The organism is Acidipila sp. EB88, from assembly GCF_003858395.1.
Taxonomy (GTDB): Bacteria; Acidobacteriota; Terriglobia; order Terriglobales; family Acidobacteriaceae; genus EB88.
Genome location: NZ_QWEV01000005.1, coordinates 623309 through 643159, shown reverse-complemented (window position 1 = coordinate 643159; position 19851 = coordinate 623309). Strand labels below are relative to the sequence as shown.

The 19851-nt window shown below is 58.7% G+C and carries 18 protein-coding genes; 4 read left to right on the top strand and 14 right to left on the bottom strand.

The features are described from left to right. Positions 1 to 240: 240 nt before the first annotated feature. The 12 genes from D1Y84_RS03530 to D1Y84_RS03475 form a co-directional block, all read right to left on the bottom strand. Complete coding sequence (locus tag D1Y84_RS03530; RefSeq protein WP_124847298.1) at positions 241 to 1209, bottom strand: CpaF family protein; 969 nt, start codon at positions 1207 to 1209, stop codon at positions 241 to 243. Next, entirely contained in the window at positions 1206 to 2012 is an 807-nt protein-coding gene (locus D1Y84_RS03525; RefSeq protein ID WP_124847297.1) for a VirB8/TrbF family protein, read from the bottom strand. The genes D1Y84_RS03530 and D1Y84_RS03525 overlap by 4 nt, the downstream gene beginning before the upstream one ends. 160 nt (positions 2013 to 2172) lie before the next feature. Further along, on the bottom strand, positions 2173 to 3090 hold the full coding sequence (locus tag D1Y84_RS03520; protein ID WP_124847296.1) for a type IV secretion system protein: 918 nt from the start codon (positions 3088 to 3090) through the stop codon (positions 2173 to 2175). Between the two features lie 18 nt (positions 3091 to 3108). Beyond that, positions 3109 to 3315, bottom strand: coding sequence for a hypothetical protein (locus D1Y84_RS03515; RefSeq protein WP_124847295.1), 207 nt, complete (start codon positions 3313 to 3315; stop codon positions 3109 to 3111). Positions 3316 to 3324: 9 nt separating this feature from the next. Further along, positions 3325 to 4110: a hypothetical protein gene (locus tag D1Y84_RS03510; RefSeq protein ID WP_124847294.1), complete on the bottom strand. Its 786-nt coding sequence runs from the start codon at positions 4108 to 4110 to the stop codon at positions 3325 to 3327. Between the two features lie 21 nt (positions 4111 to 4131). Beyond that, the gene (locus D1Y84_RS03505; RefSeq protein WP_124847293.1) at positions 4132 to 4335 is read right to left on the bottom strand and encodes a hypothetical protein; all 204 of its coding nucleotides are present in this window, start codon (positions 4333 to 4335) and stop codon (positions 4132 to 4134) included. A 14-nt stretch (positions 4336 to 4349) separates the two neighbouring features. Then, positions 4350 to 5624 (bottom strand): TrbI/VirB10 family protein, encoded by a 1275-nt coding sequence (locus D1Y84_RS03500; RefSeq protein ID WP_124847292.1) that lies wholly within the window; start codon positions 5622 to 5624, stop codon positions 4350 to 4352. A gap of 2 nt (positions 5625 to 5626) precedes the next feature. Further along, on the bottom strand, positions 5627 to 6460 hold the full coding sequence (locus D1Y84_RS03495; RefSeq protein WP_124847291.1) for a TrbG/VirB9 family P-type conjugative transfer protein: 834 nt from the start codon (positions 6458 to 6460) through the stop codon (positions 5627 to 5629). A gap of 19 nt (positions 6461 to 6479) precedes the next feature. Further along, positions 6480 to 8846: a VirB4 family type IV secretion system protein gene (locus tag D1Y84_RS03490; RefSeq protein WP_124847290.1), complete on the bottom strand. Its 2367-nt coding sequence runs from the start codon at positions 8844 to 8846 to the stop codon at positions 6480 to 6482. Next, on the bottom strand, positions 8827 to 9090 hold the full coding sequence (locus tag D1Y84_RS03485; protein WP_124847289.1) for a VirB3 family type IV secretion system protein: 264 nt from the start codon (positions 9088 to 9090) through the stop codon (positions 8827 to 8829). Before D1Y84_RS03485 ends, D1Y84_RS03490 begins: the two co-directional genes overlap by 20 nt. A gap of 14 nt (positions 9091 to 9104) precedes the next feature. Then, a complete protein-coding gene (locus D1Y84_RS03480; RefSeq protein WP_233581543.1) occupies positions 9105 to 9404 on the bottom strand; it encodes a hypothetical protein in 300 nt (99 codons plus the stop codon). A gap of 237 nt (positions 9405 to 9641) precedes the next feature. Beyond that, positions 9642 to 9857: a hypothetical protein gene (locus D1Y84_RS03475; protein WP_124847288.1), complete on the bottom strand. Its 216-nt coding sequence runs from the start codon at positions 9855 to 9857 to the stop codon at positions 9642 to 9644. A 79-nt stretch (positions 9858 to 9936) separates the two neighbouring features. On the opposite strand from D1Y84_RS03475, the gene D1Y84_RS18625 reads away from it, so the two are divergent. Further along, positions 9937 to 10203, top strand: a complete 267-nt coding sequence (locus D1Y84_RS18625) for a helix-turn-helix domain-containing protein (protein ID WP_370245695.1) — start codon at positions 9937 to 9939, stop codon at positions 10201 to 10203. 9 nt (positions 10204 to 10212) lie between these two features. On the opposite strand, the gene D1Y84_RS03465 is transcribed toward D1Y84_RS18625, so the two are convergent. Next, the gene (locus tag D1Y84_RS03465; RefSeq protein WP_255424373.1) at positions 10213 to 10812 is read right to left on the bottom strand and encodes an RES family NAD+ phosphorylase; all 600 of its coding nucleotides are present in this window, start codon (positions 10810 to 10812) and stop codon (positions 10213 to 10215) included. A gap of 47 nt (positions 10813 to 10859) precedes the next feature. Then, positions 10860 to 11579 (bottom strand): hypothetical protein, encoded by a 720-nt coding sequence (locus tag D1Y84_RS18305; RefSeq protein WP_233581069.1) that lies wholly within the window; start codon positions 11577 to 11579, stop codon positions 10860 to 10862. 956 nt (positions 11580 to 12535) lie between these two features. Here D1Y84_RS18305 and D1Y84_RS03460 point away from each other — a divergent pair. The 3 genes from D1Y84_RS03460 (at position 12536) to D1Y84_RS03450 (ending at position 19775) form a co-directional block, all read left to right on the top strand. Continuing rightward, the gene (locus D1Y84_RS03460) at positions 12536 to 15805 is read left to right on the top strand and encodes a TonB-dependent receptor (protein ID WP_124847285.1); all 3270 of its coding nucleotides are present in this window, start codon (positions 12536 to 12538) and stop codon (positions 15803 to 15805) included. A 174-nt stretch (positions 15806 to 15979) separates the two neighbouring features. Beyond that, positions 15980 to 16849 (top strand): alpha/beta hydrolase, encoded by an 870-nt coding sequence (locus tag D1Y84_RS03455; protein WP_233581062.1) that lies wholly within the window; start codon positions 15980 to 15982, stop codon positions 16847 to 16849. A 163-nt stretch (positions 16850 to 17012) separates the two neighbouring features. Further along, positions 17013 to 19775, top strand: a complete 2763-nt coding sequence (locus D1Y84_RS03450) for a hypothetical protein (protein ID WP_124847283.1) — start codon at positions 17013 to 17015, stop codon at positions 19773 to 19775. Positions 19776 to 19851: the final 76 nt, after the last annotated feature.

Here is a 19851-nt window from a genome sequence, read left to right as displayed (position 1 = left end):
CCGAAGTCACCCCACCGATTCCCGGCGTGCAGAACGCCCACATTGCCAGCCGACATCTCCATGGCACGGAGCGCCTCTGAAGACGGCACCGAGCACCCATAACGCTGCGTCCGGCAGGCCCGGAATGCCACGCTGGGCGCTTTTGGAGACGAGTTAGGCTGTGCAGCTGCATGAGCCGCTTGAAAGACCATTGGAGTGACCTCGGATTCGGGTTGGGTTCTCTAGCTGGAAGTCTTTGCGCTAGGCGTCGGAAGCACGATAGATATCCTCCGTCAGGAAGCGTTGTTCGGCGTGACTGTACCCGGAGACGGTAATGAGTTCCCGGACGCGTCGGCGGCCCTTGTGATCGCGCTCGCAATGCAACACAAAGTCCACGGCTTTTCCGGTCTGCGACCGGACAAATGCCTGATCCAAATTTGCTCTGGCACTGAGCGCCATGTCCGCAAGCCTGTCCAGTGCATCAACCGCCGAGTCGGCGTGCAGTGTGGAGAGTGTTCCGCCGTGACCAGTGTTCATCGCCTGCAACAGGTCATAGCCGCATTCATCCCGTATCTCGCCCATGATGATGCGATCCGGACGATGGCGAAGAGCAGCGGCTACGAGTTGGCTCGGAGAGATGGCTACTTGGCCTGGAATCGCCGCGACAGCCTCCCACCGAACTGCATTGGGATGGGCCACTTTCAACTCCGCTGGCTGCTCGATGACGACGAGACGTTCATACAGCGGAACATGGTCGAGCAGCGCCTTCATCAACGTCGACTTGCCGGAGCCTGTTCCACCGCTGATAATGCCGTTCTTCCGTTTCAGGATCAGGTTCACAACGTCGTCACGTACCAGCGAAGGAAAGCTGCCACCTTCCACCAACTCATCCGTCGTGTACCAGCGGTTGAATTTGCGCACGGTGAGGGTGGGGCCGTTGATCGACGAAGGAGACCCCACCACGGCCACGCGAGAGCCGTCAGGCAAGCGCGTATTGAGGATGGGATTCTGCGTAGTCAGGTCCTGACCGAGGATACGCGCGACACGCTCAATGGCCGCTTGGAGACGATCATTCGTGTATTCCGTGGCGAGCGGAATATGCTCAACCACTCCTGCGCGATCCGCGAAGACTCCAGTCGTCCCGTTAATCATCAAGTCCGAGATAGACGGGTCCAACAGAAGAGCGCGAAGCTCCTCGGGAAAGAACGGAAGTATGAGCTGAAAGCTCATCGCGCTCCTCCCGCTGTCGGCTGCACAATGGCGTTCGGATTCGTAGCAGTTGTACCGGGAGCCTGGATATCGACTGAGACACGGTTTTCGTGGAACTCAGTAATGGTCAATCCAAGCGGATTGACGAACTCATACTGCGGGAAAATCTTCGCCTGATCGCTGACCTGCTTGGGGTTCAGGTAATAGGTCGCGGACAGCAGCCAATGTTCCGTGCGCGGATCATGAGACGCATGCTCTGAGTAAATCTTGTCCAGCGTGATGAGCGCAGACCCACGAGCTACGCGCGCTCCCTGGACGGTCTCCTCAGACATGGATGTGATCGTGACATTCCGAACCTGCACATCACTCGACTCGATCTGCCCGCTGGTGACTTGAGAGACCAGATGGTTCTGATTGTCCGAGCCCATGAGCTGTGCCGCCAGGGGCTGCGACAGGAAGTAGTAGTTCAGCGGATACTTCTTCGCAATCAGGTCACGACTGATGGTAAAGCGGTAGTTGGCCCAATCGGTAAGATAGGTGCGGACTTCGCCCTCTCGCGGGCTGTAATTCAGGTCGCTGTACTGGATCGCCTGTGCCCGGCCCATCTCGTCGATACGCACATAGCGATTGGCGATGGGGCGATGCGCCAGAGAGAAGTTCAACCACATCGATCCGCAGAGAAGGACGGCTCCGCAGCCAATGATCAAGCGGTACGCTTTGCGCTCCGCGTAGTGAGAGGAATAGACCTCAATGCCGATGCGGTCCGTGAGCAACGCCTGCTCCGGCGTAAGCGACGATTCAATGTGGGCGGTGTGTGCTGACATGAGGGCTGTTGCTCCTTTCCGAGACGGCGTGAAAGACGACGAGGGCGTAAACGACACCCACAGCTAAGCAAGCGGCGAAGAATAGCAGGAATAGGTACCGAAGAGGTCGGGCCAAACCGAGCTTCTTCAATGCGAGAACATCCATGAGATACCAGAACATTTAGGCTCCTCCTGCCACTGCCGCTGTAGATGCCAACTTCCCGATCGCGTTCCCTATGCTTCCCGCCATGCCAGCCGCGCCGCCGAAGATGGCCTGCGTCATGCTCGGAATGAACAACATATTGATGATGAACGCGACGAAAACCATCAAGCAAGGGATAAGATTCGCGATCCACATGTCCATCGAATAGTTGCCGTTGAAGGTCTGCTGAAGGAAGCCGTTCATGAAGCCGGCCCAAACGTAGATGAACGCGGCGGCCACTGCTCTAATCATGGCGAAGCTGATGAGGACATCGAGGAAGTGAAAGAATTTCGCACGAAAGGTCTGCGTCATAAGCAGCGGGACGAAGACAGGGCCGAAGAGAGCGGTCACGCCATACAGGATGAAGGCGCTGCAATTAATGACGAACAGAATCGCGGAGGCGAGTCCAAGCATTATCTGGACGAGCACGTAGCAGAGGATCTGAACCGGCGCGGTGAAGGACGGCACCGCCGTTCCATCGCCAGCCGTTTTGAGGAGCTGGAGTAATTGATCCAGCGAGTTCTGATCGAAGGCGGCAACCATCGCCTGAGCGATGTATGAAAAGAAATGGTTGATCCCGAAACTGGCTCCGGGGAACGGCGTCACCCAGTAATTGATGAGGAGGCTGCAGATAATCAGCTTCATGAGGAAGTTCGTCATGTCGCCCGCGCGAACCTGGTGCGTATGAAAGCGCAGCGTCATCGCACTCGTATTCCAGTTCACCACCATGCTGACAAGCTGGAAGAACGCGATGGCACTCAGTTCGGTGATGCCTAATTGCGTCAACGCGCCGCCGTTCTGCGTGGTCAGATTGGTGAGGTTGTTCGTGAACTGGTAGAGCCAGTTCATACCCGAACTTGCGCTCGGTAGTGCTTGTGCGAGAACGGCGATGCTCATGGTGATCTCCCGGTTGGTTTAGGGGATATAGGTGGTCCAAGTCTTGCCTTCATTGCCGGCGGCGGCGTTGTGCTTCTTCTTGGCAGTTTCCACACGCTGACGAAACTCTATGTCTGCCTGCTTTCGCCTTTCCGCTTCATGGCGTTGGTAGATCGCAGCGCCAGCGATCACCGCCAGCGCCGCAAGGATTGCAAAGAGTAACTTCGTGTTCAAGAGTTTCAGCATGCGGCTCCATTACGGCAGGTAGGTCTGCCACGTGTTGCTTTCGTTGCTGGCGCTCAAATCATTGATGGAGCGCTGCTGCTGGACGAAGGCGGCGGTATTGAGGTCGGTAGCAGCCGCGTTCCGGCGCTCCATGTTCTGGACTGCCATCTGCGAAGCGAGGCAAGCCTGCAGCGCGCCCTGGTTCTGCATCTCGCTCATCTTCTGAGCTTCGGCTGCGTTCAGCAGGTTCAACTGCTGGACCTCGCTGTTCGTTGTACTGGTGCCATCAAGCTGGTTCGCCATCAGGCTGCTGTTCGCTGTCGTGTTCTGCGTGCGGGCGGCGCGGTATGCGCCAACCGCCGTGATGCAATCCGGCGAGATGGAATCAGACATCTCAACCATGGCAAGCTGCGACATCTGCGGACTTCCCACATTCTGGCCGGAGAAGTAGGTTGAGACGTTGGAGCTGACCGGCGTCGTAGCTGTCTTCCATGCCGTCGTCGATGCGGACGACGAATTAGTGTTGAACGCAACCGTCATGCCATTCGTCTCGCCAAACATATTGGCGACGTTCACGTTTTTGAGTGCAGTCAGCGTGGTTTGCCACTGCTGCTTCAGGCTGAAGTGCTCGATGTTGTTCTGGAGCATCTTGTACTGGGATTCGATCGTCGTCAGTTGGGAGACGAGGCTGGCGTAGCTGGTCGGATCGAAGACGATGTCACCGATACCGAAGAGCGCGAAGCTCGGAGTGGCTGTCAAAAGGAGTAAACCTCCTCCGATAAGCCATCTGCGCGGATGTTTGAGTTGGATCTTCATAGACGCTCCAATACTTGGTTGTCAGAAGCAGTGGGGATACGTCGGGTCGAGGCGTTCCGAGAGAGGCAAATCGTGAACGCTTTCGATGAGGTTGCCGACAAACTCAAGCGAGGCCTCGCCCGCTCGTGCCAATGAAGATGCACCACCCACGCCGACGAACAGCGTTCCTCCCAGGCACACTGCAACTCCGGCGGCGAGCAGTTGGTACGAACGGGCAAGCATCATGACTCCTCCTTTCGCTACAGCGTGGGATTGACGCGATGTTCCGCGTAAGACGGAATCAGGATGTCGCGACCGATGTAGACACGGGCGCGCGATCCTTCTTTCAGCGTGATGACCGGCAGACGGTTCAGGAAGTGGTTGAGTACCTGCTCGCCTTCGGCTGCCGACTGTTCGGATATACCCTCACGGATTTGGGCCGAAGGCGTGAGGATGCTGGCGTTGTTCCCAATCTGTGCCAAGCCACCTAGCCCACCGATAGCTGCCGCGGCGCCAAAAGCCATCAAGTAGCCGTGGTCGACCTTGGTCGCAAGACCTGTTGTACCGATTTGGTCGAGACCGACATACTTGTCGAAGTCGAGCGAAAATCCGTCCGGGCAGACAGCGCGATGAAAGGTCACAAACATCTTCCGTTGCTGGGCATTGCCGACAGCTTGCACGGAGCCGATCAGACGTGTGCCCTGGGGCATGAGCAACTGCTGATGATCGTGCGAGTAGTAGTCCGTCGTCAGCATCACGAGGATGGGGCCGGAGAGGCCACCGTCGATGTGGTTGGTGACGACGCCTTCGAGAACTGTGCCTTCGAAGATGCGATAGAGCTGCCCGTCGTACTGGTCGAAGCTGTATGACGACATGGGATCATTCTTCGCAGACGGGGTGGATGCGGCCTCTTTCGATTGCGGCTTGCCCGCGGTTTCCTCTCCGGCCTCCTTGTCCGTAGCCTGAATGCTGGCGGCCTTGACCGCTGTCAGCGGCGCCGTGCCCTCATGAGAGAAGTCGATAGCGACCGTGTCACTGTTCTGCGCGTCCTGTGCCTGTTTCTGGATGGCAAGTCGTCTCTGCTTAGCCTCAGCGTGCGCCTCGGACATATTCGAAGTCTGCTGAGGCGCGTTCGGACTGCTGCCGTAAATCTGCTCTCGCTGTGCCGCAGTCATCGGGGGCGTTCCTGCGGACTCCGGGCCGGGCACGGACTGCTCCTGCTCGAGTTCCTGCATTGCCTTAGCGAGCGCCTGCTGGCGCTGCAACTCCTCCGCGTCGTGCTTCGCCTGGTTCTGCTGCTGCGTCTCGAAGCTCGACACCTGCTGGGCGTTGGGAGTGGTGGGGCTCATAGTGAGCGCACTCTGGGGTGCGGCCTTCTTGTTGCCGCTCAGGAGACTGGAGACGTTCGCAATTCCTATGAGACCCACGATGACAACCAGAGCGACCACGACGGGCATACTCTTGCGAAGCGGTGTCTTGGCTTCTGGCTGTTCAGGGACGGTAGCAACGGTCTTCGTTTCGTTCGGTTCTGTCATGGCTAGTGACCCCCACCGTTCCGGTGGAACTCCACCTTCTGCTTGCCGATTTCGAAATACCCGTTCTCTAACTGCTTCGGAACGGTGTAGAGTCCGTTCGCAAAGTCGAAGTTGATGAGCGACGGTTTACCTTCCTTGACCTCGTACAGGGCCGGAGTCTCCTGAAACTGACCACGCAGGTAAGTGAACTTGTCGTCATGCCGAATCTGTTGCAGGCCAAGCTCCTTGCCTTTCTTTTCGTCCCAGGCAAAGTCGAAGTGGAGTGAGCTGGGATATTGGCTGCGGTACTGCTCGGCCTTCGTCTCCTGAGCCTTCAACTCCGCAACCTGGGCCGCCTTCGCGGTCGCCGCATCCTGCTTCGCCTTATCCAACTCCGCTGCGGGAACAAAGACCGGCATCTCGACGAGCTTGTCCTTGGCAGCCTTATCGGTCGGCTCAATCAGCACTTTGGAATCGAAGTGCGGGTCGTCGTCGCTCGATACCTCGCGCAACTGGAGGGTGTACTCGTTGCCGTGGTCACTGACGATGTGGACATCCGTCGTTCCGTTTGCGACCTTCGGCTTCACGCTGACGAAGCGGGAAGCAACGTGGCCGCCGTCGAACACCCAATCGACCGTGTCTCCGGCAAAGACGTTGGCGACCTTCTCCTCGGCAGGCAACACGATCAGCGTGGACTGGAGCAGACCAGCCCGTATGACGGGCGGAGTCTGCGACTCCGAAACCGTCACGGTCCTCGGAGCATTGGGAAGGAGCGGATGCGGGGTCGTAGCAGCCTGCAGCGGAACTGTGGCCAACAACAGACCGGTCGAGACGAGAAGAGGGATAGGAGGTTTCACGGCAATGTCCTTTCTGCAGTTACTCGACCTCGCCCTGGGCAAAGCGAGCGATGCCCTCGGCGAGACCGTATTTAGCGATGAGTTTGGACCGGCGTACCCGATCCTTCGGTTTGGTGGAGAACGTGGCGTAACTACGCTTGTCGAGATTCAGGCGGATGACCTTGGTAAGGCCATCACGGCGCATGTACAGACCTTCGCGATCTTGCAAGCTCTCGAAGAGAGCAAGCTGCTGTTCATTCATCTTGAACAGCTCGGCATAACGCTTCCGGTTGAACGTCGCATCTTTCAGGAAGAGGAACGAGGTGCAGGAATTGACGATGGAATCGGCATTCGCACCGAGGTCTTCGGCGGACTGCCCGATCATGGTCACGCCGCCGAGATTCTTGCGGACGGTCTTGATCGACGCGAGAGCAGCATCAAGAAGCTGCTTATTCTTCATGCTCGAGAACAGCTCTTCAATAAGGATGTGCTTCGGCACGCCAAGATTGGCGGGGTTGAAGAGCACATCGTTGATCCGGCGAAGCAGATAGACCATCAACGGCTCGATCAGATCGCCGTACTGCTGATTGATCCCTTGGAAGTCAAAACACTGGATGCGTGACAGCGAGAGGCCATCTTCGACGTTGTCGAAGATGTTGGCGTATACGCCACGACCGATCCACTTCGCCAAGTAGCGGCCAAGCTGCTTCGGAAGATAGAGATTCGAGAGGCGGCGATTGCAGGCATCGAGCAGGTACATATCCTGCACAGCCTTATGGATCACGTCGTCATCTTCCGGCTCAAGCTCCGCACCACCGTTCACTAACAGCAGCTTCACGAAGGTATACAAGAACTGGATGTTGCTCTCGGTGGGCTCCAGCGTGAACGGGTTCACGCGCGGCCCATCTTTCCCGACTTTGTCGACCCTGCCGCCGTACAACTCGACGACGCTCTCGTAGCTGCCACCGATGTCAAAGATGTAGGTGAAGCCGTTGTACTTCTGTTCATGAGCGATGGCCATATTGCCGTGAACCGACTTGCCACTTCCTGTAGGCCCGATGATCAGTTGCACTCGAACACCATCGACGTAGGCATCCTGGAAGAATGGCGTGCCCGTGCGGGTTTCAAAAACGTTGAGGTATTCGTTATCGAGGTCTTCGGAATGGGGATGGCCGAGGCTGGGCGCGAAGACCGATGCAAGCCGGGCGTTATGGTCTTCCGCTAACCACATTGGGAAGACATTGAACTTCCCATTGCCTGGGAACATCGCATAGAACGCTGAAAGGTTGCCGAGCGTCTCTTCCATGACCTGGGAACGGCACTCAACAAAGACGCGATGCACGGCTGGTGCGATGGCGAGCAGGTCATTCCGCGTGCGTGCAGCGATCAGTAAGCGGAGTGAATACTCTCCCTGCGCCTTCCTATCGAGAGAACGGATGACATCACCGAGATCATCGACCTGAGTGCTGGCGGCTTTCGCACCCGCACCGCGATCAAGCGAAGCAACGTCGCGACCGCTCATCACACGAGTCAACACGCCGACTTTGAAGAACTCAATGAACTTCTCTTGTCGGTCGATTTCGCCGCGCGCAGCGGTCGTAGATTTGGGTCGCCACGTCGTGCAAAGGATGCTGTCGCAGTCGAGCTTCGCGACATCGGAGAACAGGCATGGGCGCGATGCCTCTGGTGTCGTCTTCAGCGAGAACATCTGCACGAATCGCTTGCCGATGCGCAGGTGATCGCTTTCCCAGTGGACCGGGCTTTTGACCATCTGACGATCAAGCCCTTCGTCGGTGCGAAGAACATCCCGCTCCGCCCAGTCTTCAAGATTGAAGAGATAGCTGAAGAATTGAAATGTAGCTTGCTTGGTAACCAGCTTCAGGCCAAGCAGGCTGCTGAGATTCCCCGCGAGCAGTGTCGCGGTCTTCTCCAGTTCGACCAGCATCCGCGTGGTGGCGAACTCCTGTTGCTTAGGTTTGCGCTCGAACCCCTGGCTCTTCGACGGCTCGATCGTGAGGCACCAGTGCAGGTCCATCCTGCGAAAGCCTGCTTTCTCCTCAAGGAAGCGGATGCGCTCCTTGACCATAACGTGCGTCATCAGATGCGGATACTCTTCCTGCTTCGGGATTACGAAACCGGAAATCACCCGGCTGTACTGATAGAGGCAAGCGCCTTCGGGAAGGGAGCGGAGCGCACCTTCGATCATCCGAAGGTGCGAATCAAGCTCCTGATCCGTGAGACACTCCTCATCCATGCCCGTCAGCTCAAACAGGCAGCCATAGCCTCCGCTCTTGAGAGCGAAGATGTGATCGCTGACGAAGCGCGAGAGCGGCACGATGCTGCAGGCGGCCCCGGCTTTCGCGAACCACGGAACGGATTGAAGTTGTTCAGTCTTTGCGCGGGTCATAGTAGCTCTTCTGGTTGAGGCTCAGGCCCCACAGTTGGAACATCTTCGGGTGGTTGCGCACGATCAGCCATGCGCACACTGCGAGCGTTGGAAACGCGAGCATGGCGAGGAGTCGAAACCCGACGAGGAAAACCGTCACGCAGACGAATACGATCGCCATCCATGCTGAGAGGTCCAGTCCGAGCTTGGCTCGGGGCCGATTGAGCGCCTGATTGATTGGTGACGGTTCTCCACGACGAGGCATAGTCGATGCACCTCCTACATCGACTGTCCGGTCAGAGAGCCGATCCAACCGGCACCCCAACCAAGCACTCCAGCGCCGAACAGCGCGCCGAAGAGACCAGGGATGGCGTCCTGAAATCGCCCGGACATCATGCGGATGCCAGCAAAGATCAGACCGCCAAGACAGATCACAGCACCCGCGTACATCGCGAAGGTCTTGAAGGTGCCCATCAGGGTTTGAGCACCGGAGAAGTCCATCGTGCCTTGCGCGTGCGCTACGGCTGTGAGGGATAGAACAAGGAGGCTGGGGAACAGAACCCGAACTGCAGGGAGAATCCGTTCCTTGACGATCGCCCGAAAGGCCGTACGGATCGGGCGAACACTGTGGGATGAGCCGAGATGAATAGGCAACCGAACGGTGCCTTCATCCGATCGGAGTATGGGGTAAGGACGAGTCACGTTTGCACCTCCGCTAACTTGAGCAAGTCAGCATGGCGCAAAACGTAAAGTCTGCGGTCACCGCGAGTCCAATAACTTTTGGAAAGGTCACTATTCCGAAACGGAATAGGTCAGTTAGTCGGCATACGTTCGCAAGGCGATTTCACGGCCTTCGGATTGGCGAATCAGAGCGGCTTTAAGAACGGTGGAGGGCTCGACCGTAAGAGAGAAAGCCGTCCCGTCCGTGAACTCGAGATGGAGTTCCTGGCCGCCGGAATCGCTGGTCGCAAGACGTAGGCGATGCACTGTCTTTCCCGTGACTTCAGCACATTCAATCAAGGTGTCTGCCACACGTTTCTCCGTGAATAGACTCATTGCCAAGTGTGTCCCTTATTAGGGGATTGTGCAAGTTGCTACCCACACTTGAATCATGGGGATGCGTCAGGAGTCTGGGATAAGGAGATCGCGGAAGGCGCGCACTGCGCCATTCCAAGATACTTACGACGCTATCCTGCAGCGATTGATCGTGGCCCGGCAAGAGGCTGGATTGAATCAGAGAGAAGTTTCTCTGAAACTCGGGTTCTCCCACTCATTTCTTTCGAAGTGCGAAACCGGAGAGCGTCGCATCGACGTGATGGAGTTTCTGCAACTGGCGGAACTCTACGGGAAGTCCCCGGAGTTCTTCCTCAAGGGCTGAGCAGTCGCTTTAGGGTGTCAGTAAGACATCCATTCTCATGGCCAGGTCCAAGACGGGCGGAATCGCCGAGCCATCCGACAGCAATAGATCCGTGGTTGATCCAACGGCAATCATAGACGGGGTCTTGCATCGGTCTTCGAAAAGAACAATCGCCTCAGCGGGATCTGCTTGGCGGGATGTCCAGAGCAGACCTTCCGCAGCGGGAAATTGGTCATGAAGAGCGAGTGCCCACGCTCTCGTGTCGGGATATTCCGAACCGTCACACTCGATAAGTTCTTTGCGCGAGATTCCGAGCTTGCGCAGGGAGACAGGTGATAGCTCGATCATCTGGAGATCGCGGATCAGAGACAACTGCGAGTGAACCCTGCTGGCAACATGCGTAGCTTTCGAGATCATCTTCGGCCCTGCGACGAACGGCACATCGTGAAAGACGGTTTCCATGAGGGCACAGTCGAGGGACGTGCCCGCATAGAGGGTCGGAATGACCGGCCCGGCAGCAGAGATGAGAGGGCTGAATCGCGCGCTGGCGAGCTTGGAAGGATTGAATTGCAGACTGTCGTAAATCCGCGGATGGACGCGGTAGAGGGTCTTCCCACTACCCCAGGGGATGATGTCGGCTGCGAGTTTGCCTGACGGAGCGTGGATGACGATCTCTCCTAGCCGTGCTGGACGCCAGCGGCCTCGGTTTCCGCAGCCCGGAGTACATCCTGTGGTTTTGACTTGAGCAGGTCCTTGGGAGCCTTGCTCTTCAAATAGCTGTTCGGGCTGGCGAACCAGAAGGCCTTCTGCCAGTCGTCTTTCTCCTGGAGCACGCCCAAGATCTTCTCCATGATGGGAAGCGGCTTTGCACCATTCTGGAGTTCCAGAGCATAGAGGGGATAGAGATCGACACCCTTATAAGGGATCGCAAAGATGAGGCCCGAGTTCTTCCAGCGGTTCGGCTGAGAGCTGGGGTTCTTGCTGCTGAAGTGACCGATCTCTGCGATGTCGGCTGCACGAGCGAAATCCTCGCTCTCAATCACCTTCGTCATCGCCTGGGCGAGCATCTTGGCCTCCAGCACCCGGCTCGAAGTCAGGGGGAGTGTCGGCGTCAGCGCTTCGATGATGGCATCCCAGCTGCTTTGCTGCTTTTTCTCGATCATGACGTCAGCAACTTCCGACGCACGCCGAAGGAAGCCAAAGAGAGCTTTCGTCCTCTCGTCGTCGGGGCGGGCATGGGAGACGAAAACCAGTGCCTGCGCTTCGGACTTCTCAAGTCCGTGGGCAAGGTCCTGAGCCTCTCCTTGTTCAACATTCCAATTCAGATTCCGAGGTGCAAACGCGTGAGCGGGCATGGTGGAAGGAACCTCCATGCGATATAGGTTATCACGATACATAAATCACTTCCATCGCATTTATGGTGACGGAAGAGTGAAATCCAGAGACCCGTGGGGCTAAAACCCAAACTCTGAAATCGACTCCCGATAGACTCCCAATGGGGTGTCCGAAGGGTACTTTTGCGTACTTTTGGGTCGCCATTTGTGCCAGAAAATTCAACAACATACGCGAACTTCCGGTCGCCCATAACCCAAAGGTCGTAGGTTCAAATCCTACCCCCGCAACCAAACACACAATTGAATGGTTTCGAGAGAGTCGGAAGGTCGGTTCACTCCCATTTACTCCAAGCATATTTACTCCACGCATGAAAAAGAGTTATTTTAGGCGCTCGCCCGCAAGGGCTTGAGCACCATTGTGGCTTACTTTCCGGTGGCTTCGTTTCTACACCTCAGGGGTCGTGTTGCGTTAGGTTCGGGGTCGCGGATGCTCGCGTGAGCGGGTCTCCAGCCGTCGCCATTCTTCATGATGCTCGTGACACCAAGACTTGACGGGTTCGGTCTTAAGGTCGAACGCTACAAAGGTGTGCGCTGTTTCCTCCGGGGGTCTCAGGTTTGCACGATTGGCAGTTTGCCCGTTGGATCGCCATTGTTGGTACCCGGCGGGTTATGGCAGGAATTCTGTCGCTTACTGCACGCTTCGATGCAGACGCTGCTTCGCGAGGCGCTGGTCTCACCAGGTGTGATCGATGATCACGCATGCTTGATACGTGACCGCCGTGATCGTTCGACGCGTGAAACCTCATAGGTTTGCTTCGAGAAAGCCTGTTTCCGAGCCGCTTGCGCCACGGCTGTTGGTAGCGATATCGGACGGGTACCCGCCGGCCTCAGCGGGCAGAGTGCTCCTGTTGAGGTCACGCGTCAAGAATTTCTTGACAGGTCCAAAAGCACACCGTTATAAATCGGCCGCTGGAAAGATGGAATCGATTCCATAACTGACCGAGGCCGGAGGCTACACCATGACGGTTCTGTTCGACCCACACTTGTTATCGCTTGATCACGGCAGAAGACCGTGGAAGCGCCCGACTTGCAAGCTGATTCTTCCGGCGCTCGCTACGCTTGCGCTGCTCGCCAGCCCTTCAGCGTATGGCCAGCAGGACACAAGCACCATCCGCGGCACGATCACGGATCCATCGGGCGCGGCGGTGCCAAACGTGCGCGTCACCGTGACGGATACAAAGACAAACCGCTCCTTTGTCACCAAGACTGACGGACAGGGAGAATACGTGGCTCCATCACTTTCCGTCAGCGTTTACAACGTGCAATTTGTAGGGAACGGGTTCAGCACCACCAACGTCGAAGGGATCGTGCTGCATGCCGATGAGACCTTCAACGAGAGTGCGACCCTGCGGGTGGGCGGGGTCGCCGAGACGGTCAACGTACAGGCCGCTGCGGTCCAGGTAAATACGGAATCCGGCACCATAAGCACCACGATCAATGCGGAGCAAGTAGCAAAGCTGCCGTTGAACGGACGTGATGTCACAAGCCTGCTGACCCTTGTGCCTGGTGCGATTCAAAACACGGGGAGCTCCGTGAATGGAGACTCGCTGGGTGGCTTTCCGAGTGGGCAGTTCGGCGCGAACATGCTGGTGGACGGTACCGATGCCACACGCGTGGACGGCAATGTCACCTTCAGCACGTTCGGACGTGGCAACGCCCGCGTCACGCGCTCGAGCATTGACAACGTGCAGGAAGTGCGCGTGTTGTCGTCCGAGTATTCGGCCGAGTATGGACGCGCTGTCGGCGAGATCGTCAACATCATCACCAAGTCAGGCAGCAATCAGCTCCACGGGGAAGTGTTCGACTTCTTCCGAAATGATGCCCTGGACGCCGAGAACTACTTTTACAACGGCACGCACACGCCGCTGCGCCTGAACCAGTTCGGCGGGAACCTGGGCGGCCCGATCCTCACCGACAAGCTGTTCTTCTTTATGAATTACGAGGGTGTTCGCCAGCATATCAGCACGCCAGTGACCGGAACGAACCTGGTGCTGAACCAGCGCATGCGGGCGATGGCGGTTCCGTCCATGGCTCCTGTACTGGCGAAGATCCCGCTGGGGAACGCGGGCCCTGCGCCAACGCAGAATGGCGTCATCTACAGCTACTGGTTCGACCTGATCAATGGCATCACCACGAACGACATCAGCGAAAACACCGCGGCGCTCAAGCTGGACTATGTTCTGAATGCCAAGAACAACTTTGCGGTGCGGTATAACTACAACGCCAGCGATACCTACGGTGTTTACGGACTAGCGGTCGGGCAAAGCGCGGATGCTCCCGAGTTGACGCAACTTGGAAAGGCAAGCTGGAACTACATCGGTTCGGCAAACTTTCTGAACGAGGCGGGCTTCGCGATCAACAGCCCGCATTCGCACCAGAGTGGTGGGGAACCAGGCTTTCCGCTCTTCGGGTGCAACGGCTGCCAGGTTGGCATTGGCAGTGTCACGCCGAGTCCGCAGCTCTTCCAGTCCAGCGAACCTTCTATTTCCTACCAGGCGCTCGACACGGCGACCCTGGTCAAGGGGCGCAACCAGTTCAAGCTCGGGTTCGATATTCGGTGGAATAACGTAGGCCGCGAACTGGATACGCAGGATGCCATCTACTACGCACCGGGTCCGGCGGTTCCGGCGGCGGGCACAAACCCCTGCACCGCGACCAACACACCGGCAGGCTGCTACACGCCCAGCGGAGGACCAGAGGGCTTCCTGAACAACACCGCGACCGGCTGGACCCGTCTCGGCTATCCCCTGACGCACGTGCGCAACGCCATGATGAGTTACTTCTTCAACGACGACTGGAAAGTGACGCAACGGCTTGCGCTCAACCTCGGCATTCGCTACGAGTACAACACGGTGCTTCATGGCGACAATGCCGGGTTTCAGAATGGGAGTTTAGCGAACCTGGCGAACGTTTCTGCAAGCTATCCCGCATCGGCATCGCTGATCCCTGCGAGCACACCACTGTATGCCGCGAATCCCTATGACTTCTCCCCACGCGTTGGCTTCAACTGGGACCCCTTCGGCAAAGGCAGGACAACGCTTCGCGGTGGCGCAGGCCTGTTCTTTCTGCCGATCGCCGCCGGTGCACCGCTCAACGTCGCGCAGAACACCGTGACCAATATCAGCATCGCAAACCTGACGACGGGTGCGTACCAGTGCACACCCGCGCTGGTGACGATCTCCTATCCTCTGCCGGTGCAGGCACCGAACTGCTCTCCGCAGCCGCCGGTAAGTATCACGGTGTTTGACCCGCATCAGCACGATACCTACTCCGAACAGTGGAGCCTCTCTGTCGACCAGCAGGTGGCCAGGAACGTGGTGCTGACGCTTTCGTATCGCGGCAACCGGGGCTTGCACGAGGCGTCGGGCGGCAACTTCAACCTCGAGAACCCAAACGATCCAATTTCCGCGGCGAGCAACACGTATCACAGCTATATCAATGATTCGCTGGGTTCCGTCAATTACTCGGGAGCCGAGGCGTTCTCGACCTCGGAAGCATTCAATGCTTCCATCAAGGCCAACACGCATGGGCTGAGCGTGCAAGCGAACTATAACTGGCAGCACGAGTTCGACGATTACATGGGCCTGTTCGAGGCGTACCAGGATCCCCGCAACATCAAGGGCGATTTCTCACAAGGGGACATCGATATCCGCAACAACTTCGTGATGGGGTTTGTGTACAGCGCGCCGCGCATTCCCAAAGTGCCGGAACGGCTCGGTGCGGGGTGGCAGGTATCCACTATCACGCAGGGGCGCTCGGGAACGCCGATCAACTTCGGGTTCTCGGCACTTGCGAACAATCCGTTTGTTGGTTCGCTGCGGCCTGACTGCGAGGCCGGGCTGAACACGAGAGCGTCGGACTTCAGCCTGCCGAACAATCAACTGAGCTCCGCTGGTTTCTCGACACCTTCCGCCACCGGCGGTAACTGCCCACGCAACCTTGGCCGTGGACCCGGCTTTATTCAGCCGGACGTCAGCCTCCTGAAAACGACTCGCCTGTTCGAGCACGCATCCTGGGAATTTCGCGCCGAGCTGTTCGACATCGTGAACCATCCAAACTTCTCTAACCCGTCGGCGAGCCTGCAGTACTCCGCGACGAGCACTTTGCCCTCAGCCGGCCTGCCGGTCACACCCGGGTTCAACTATGGCATCAGCACCGGTACGATCGGATCGCTGGTTGGCATTGGCACGTCGCGACAGGTGCAGTTCTCGTCGAAGATAGTGTTCTGAGTTACCGGGCGATGTGCTGGCGGCGTCGCCCGGTCCGCGCGCACTCCTTGGGAGCGCTGCTTATGGTGCTTGCTGCTGGCAGAACTACAGGATCATAAAGAGATGGAAAGGTGCCTGGTGAACTTTACGCTCATGCGAGGTGTCGCTCTCGCCACGTGTTTGTTGTTGCCTGCAATGTCGCATGCCCAAGCGACCACTCCGGCTTCTGCCGGCGACTGGGCTGAACTCGCTTCTTTTCATTATGGTGTCGGCGCCAACATTGCATATGGCACGTTCGGGAACACCACGGTGCATCTGGATGTGTGGGAGAACCATGCAGCGAAAAAACCTGTTCCGACATTGATTTACATCCATGGCGGCGGCTGGGTATTCGGAGACAAGGGCGGCTCGCCAAACTCGTTTCTGCCCTACATTGAACGCGGGTGGGACGTGGTCAACGTGGAGTATCGCATGGCGAGCAGTGCGTCGGCGCCGGGGGCGGTGCAGGATGTTCGTTGCGCGCTCCGCTGGGTGTACAACAATGCTGACAAATACCACTTCGACACCAACCGGATTGTTGTCTCGGGGCACTCCGCCGGCGGGCACCTTGCACTTATGACAGGCATGCTGACCGAGGCTGCCGGGCTCGATGACGCATGCCCTGCCGATGCGGTTACGCCTCCGATGAAGGTTGCAGCCATTGTGAACTGGTTCGGCATCTCCGACGTCAATGCCATCCTTGCGGGGCCTGACCGCAAGACGTACGCCGTGGCGTGGCTGAGCGGAGCGCAGGACAAGCAGGCTGTTGCCAAGCAGAGTTCGCCACTGACGTATGTGCACGCAGGACAGCCGCCCGTGATCACGGTCCATGGCGATCACGACAGTGTTGTGCCGTACTCGCAGGCGCAGAAGCTCAAGGCGGCCCTCGACCAGGTGGGTGTGCGGAATGAACTGGTGACAATTCCAGGTGGGGATCATGGGAGCTTCAATGACGCCGAGACGCTGCGGGCATTTCGCGAGATCTGGAAGTTTCTCGATGCGGTGGTTCCGCCTCCGGCGAACTGAGTCGGCCATGCCCGCTGTGTATTGGCAGCGGGCCTCGAAACAGTGCGAGCGCGCGGAGTGAGCATGGCACTGTGGCTGCAAGAGCCGAGTGAGAGGATGCATTGAAGACGAAGCCGCCGGTGGATGCTTGTGATAGCCGGGCAGCGGCGGTGATGGTGGAGTGATGCTGCCACAGGATACGAACGGATCAAGGCGACCTGCGTGGATGACGCGCCGCGAGATGCTGAAGCGTGTGGGTGCGTCGGCCGCCCTGGCTGCACTCCGGCCCGGGTGCCTCGTTGCCGTGACGGCCGATCAGCACACGCCGATCCTGTACTACATGGACGGGTATCACGGGGGCGTGCGTGGCCACATGCCGGAAGGCTGCTGGCGCGACATCCTTCAGGCGCTTGAGCACACTCCAGAGTGGAAGCTCTCGCTTGATGTGGAGGCGGACTCGTGGAGTACGCTCGCGCGGGAAGACCCATCATGCTTCCGCACCCTGGCGACGATGGTCGCAGCCAAAGGGCCGGGCGCACGTGTGGAGATTACCGGGGGCACTTTCTCGCAGCCGTACGGCTGGGCGATCTCGGGCGAAAGCAACATCCGTCAGCTGCAGCGAGGGCTGGAACTGATTCGCCGCAGCTTTCCGCAAGCGCGTGTGGAAACATATGCGGTGCAGGAGCCCTGCTGGGCTTCGTGCCTGCCGCAGATCCTGCGCTCCTTCGGCTTTACGGGAGCGTCGCTCAAAAATGCAAGCACCGCATGGGGCGGCTACACGCAGGGCTTCGATGCGGAGCTTGTGCACTGGATCGGCCCTGATGGCTCGTCCATACCGGCGGTGCCGCGTTACACGCAGGAGCACCTGCTGCACGTGTGGGAGACCGAGGCGACGGAAGTCAGTCCCGACTATGCAGTGCGCTGTGCGGAGCATGGTATCCCGCAACCCGCCGGCATGTGTTTTCAGGACCTGGGGTGGGCCGCCCAGCCGCGCGTTGCGGCGCCCTGGGTGCGCTTCGCGACGTGGCGCGAGTATATCCACGACATCGCACGCACAGAGCCGGTCGATTGGAAGTTCTCGATGGAGGACATCCTGACGGCGCTGCCATGGGGGGACAAGACCCTGCATCGCGCAAGCCAGCAGGTGCGCGAGGCAGAAGTGCAGCTGATCCGTACTGAAAAGCTTTGCGCCATGGCTTACCTGTGGGCCGCCGCGGCATGGCCCACGCAGCTGCTTGAACATGCCTGGGACCAATGCATGTGGTCGCAGGCACACGATGCGTGGATCACGGTGACGACGCGCAGCGGGCGCCAGGCCTGGGCGTTCCAGGTAGCTGCTGAAACGCTGGCAGCGTCGGATACGGCCGCTCAGCTTCGAGACGAGGCGATGACATCGCTGGAACGCACCGCCGGTCCGAAAGCTGACCCGGAACGCGGCGTGCACTTCATCCGTGCCGTGAACACGTTGGCGCATGCGCGGGATGCGATCGTCGAGATCACGATGTCTGCTGACCCGGGGACACGTGCGTTTACGGTGCTGTGCGCCGACGGAAGGGTGCTTGCCTGCCAGGCGAACGTGAGCCGGTGTTACCGGGAACTGCCGCAGACAGGAGCGCTGCGTGAGCCTGTGATGGACACGAGGCTCGCCGCTTCCGGAGCCTCCTCGATCAATGCAGCGACGCTGCTCTTTCGGGACACTCTCCCGGCGTTCGGGTGGAAGACATACCAGGTGCGCGAGCACCAGGATCCGGGTCTCGAGACGATGCCGCACAGCATCTCTGTGCGTATCGAGGCGGACGGAGACGTGTGGGTTGAGAGCGATCTGTATCGCGTGTGTTTCCGTGCCGCGCAGGGAGGCGCTATCGCGAGCCTCTACGCGAAGCAGTTCGCCCGGGAGATGTGCAGGCAGGGCAAGCTGCTGAACGAATTTCGCGGCTTCTTCGCAGAAGAGAAGCAGTGGCACACCTCGTCACAGACACACGCGCAGTTAACGGTGCTCGAGCACGGGCCGCTGCGGGTCAAGGTCGAGGCTCTGGGCACGCTCGGCGGGTGTGCGTTCCGCGCGGTGACGACGATTGTGCAGGGGCAGGCACGCATCGATTGCGACGTGTTGTTTCACTTCGATCAGGACACGTGGATCGGTGATCCGTGGGAGATCGCGCCAGAGGATCGCAACAGGGAGCGGCGGCGTTCCTCCAACGATGGCCGATTCAAGTTGCAGGCGATTTTTCCTATGGCGCTCTCGCAGGAGGCACTCTACAAGAGCAGTGCCTTCGACGTGTGCCGTAGCCGTAACGACTCCACACACTTCCAGCGCTGGGATGAGATCAAGCACAACATTCTTACGACGTGGGTGGACCTGTACGACGAGCAGCAGAAGGTGGGCCTCGCTCTTTTCTCCGATCGCACCACTGCGTATTCGCATGGCGGGGGCGAGCCTCTCGGCATCATCCTTGGCTGGGGAGGCGAAGCCGGCTTCTGGTGGGGCAAGTGTCCGCTGCGTGGAGAGCAGGAGTCGCACTACTCCATTCTTCCGCATCAAGGCGCCTGGTTTGAAGCAGGACTCTGGCGGGAGAATGAAGCACTGCAGGAATCCATTGTCACGCAGGAGATGGACAAGGTGCCCGCAAGCGACGAGCAGACCGCCTCGCTGCTACGCATGGACTCGCCTCGCGTGTCGCTCACGAGTGTGGTTGTGCTGAGGGATGAACTGCAGGCCAGGCTTTTCTGCGCCGCGCCGGAAGCAGAGACCTGCCACCTGGAATTCGGGATGCCGGTCCGCGCAGCGCAGCTTGTCGAGCTCGACGGCCGCGTGATGGAAGCGCTGCCTCTGCGAAGGACGGGCGCAGGGAAGACAGCTGTGCAGGTAACGATGCCGGCCTTCTCCATACGAACGATCCGAGTTATGCTGGCGCGCTCGAAGCCGACGGCGAAAGGAACGGCATGAGCCTCGATCGATGCCGCAGAGCCCTGCTCTTCGCGCATGGCTCTGTCGGGAGCGCGGCCCGCATCGTATCTGCCTT

Bases quoted from the DNA above. Each gene is read 5' to 3' on its own strand.
- D1Y84_RS03530 (WP_124847298.1), bottom strand. From the start codon at position 1,209: ATGAGCTTTCAGCTCATACTTCCGTTCTTTCCCGAGGAGCTTCGCGCT.
- D1Y84_RS03525 (WP_124847297.1), bottom strand. From the start codon at position 2,012: ATGTCAGCACACACCGCCCACATTGAATCGTCGCTTACGCCGGAGCAG.
- D1Y84_RS03520 (WP_124847296.1), bottom strand. From the start codon at position 3,090: ATGAGCATCGCCGTTCTCGCACAAGCACTACCGAGCGCAAGTTCGGGT.
- D1Y84_RS03515 (WP_124847295.1), bottom strand. From the start codon at position 3,315: ATGCTGAAACTCTTGAACACGAAGTTACTCTTTGCAATCCTTGCGGCG.
- D1Y84_RS03510 (WP_124847294.1), bottom strand. From the start codon at position 4,110: ATGAAGATCCAACTCAAACATCCGCGCAGATGGCTTATCGGAGGAGGT.
- D1Y84_RS03505 (WP_124847293.1), bottom strand. From the start codon at position 4,335: ATGATGCTTGCCCGTTCGTACCAACTGCTCGCCGCCGGAGTTGCAGTG.
- D1Y84_RS03500 (WP_124847292.1), bottom strand. From the start codon at position 5,624: ATGACAGAACCGAACGAAACGAAGACCGTTGCTACCGTCCCTGAACAG.
- D1Y84_RS03490 (WP_124847290.1), bottom strand. From the start codon at position 8,846: ATGACCCGCGCAAAGACTGAACAACTTCAATCCGTTCCGTGGTTCGCG.
- D1Y84_RS03485 (WP_124847289.1), bottom strand. From the start codon at position 9,090: ATGCCTCGTCGTGGAGAACCGTCACCAATCAATCAGGCGCTCAATCGG.
- D1Y84_RS18625 (WP_370245695.1), top strand. From the start codon at position 9,937: ATGGGGATGCGTCAGGAGTCTGGGATAAGGAGATCGCGGAAGGCGCGC.
- D1Y84_RS18305 (WP_233581069.1), bottom strand. From the start codon at position 11,579: ATGTATCGTGATAACCTATATCGCATGGAGGTTCCTTCCACCATGCCC.
- D1Y84_RS03460 (WP_124847285.1), top strand. From the start codon at position 12,536: ATGACGGTTCTGTTCGACCCACACTTGTTATCGCTTGATCACGGCAGA.
- D1Y84_RS03455 (WP_233581062.1), top strand. From the start codon at position 15,980: ATGTCGCATGCCCAAGCGACCACTCCGGCTTCTGCCGGCGACTGGGCT.
- D1Y84_RS03450 (WP_124847283.1), top strand. From the start codon at position 17,013: ATGCTGCCACAGGATACGAACGGATCAAGGCGACCTGCGTGGATGACG.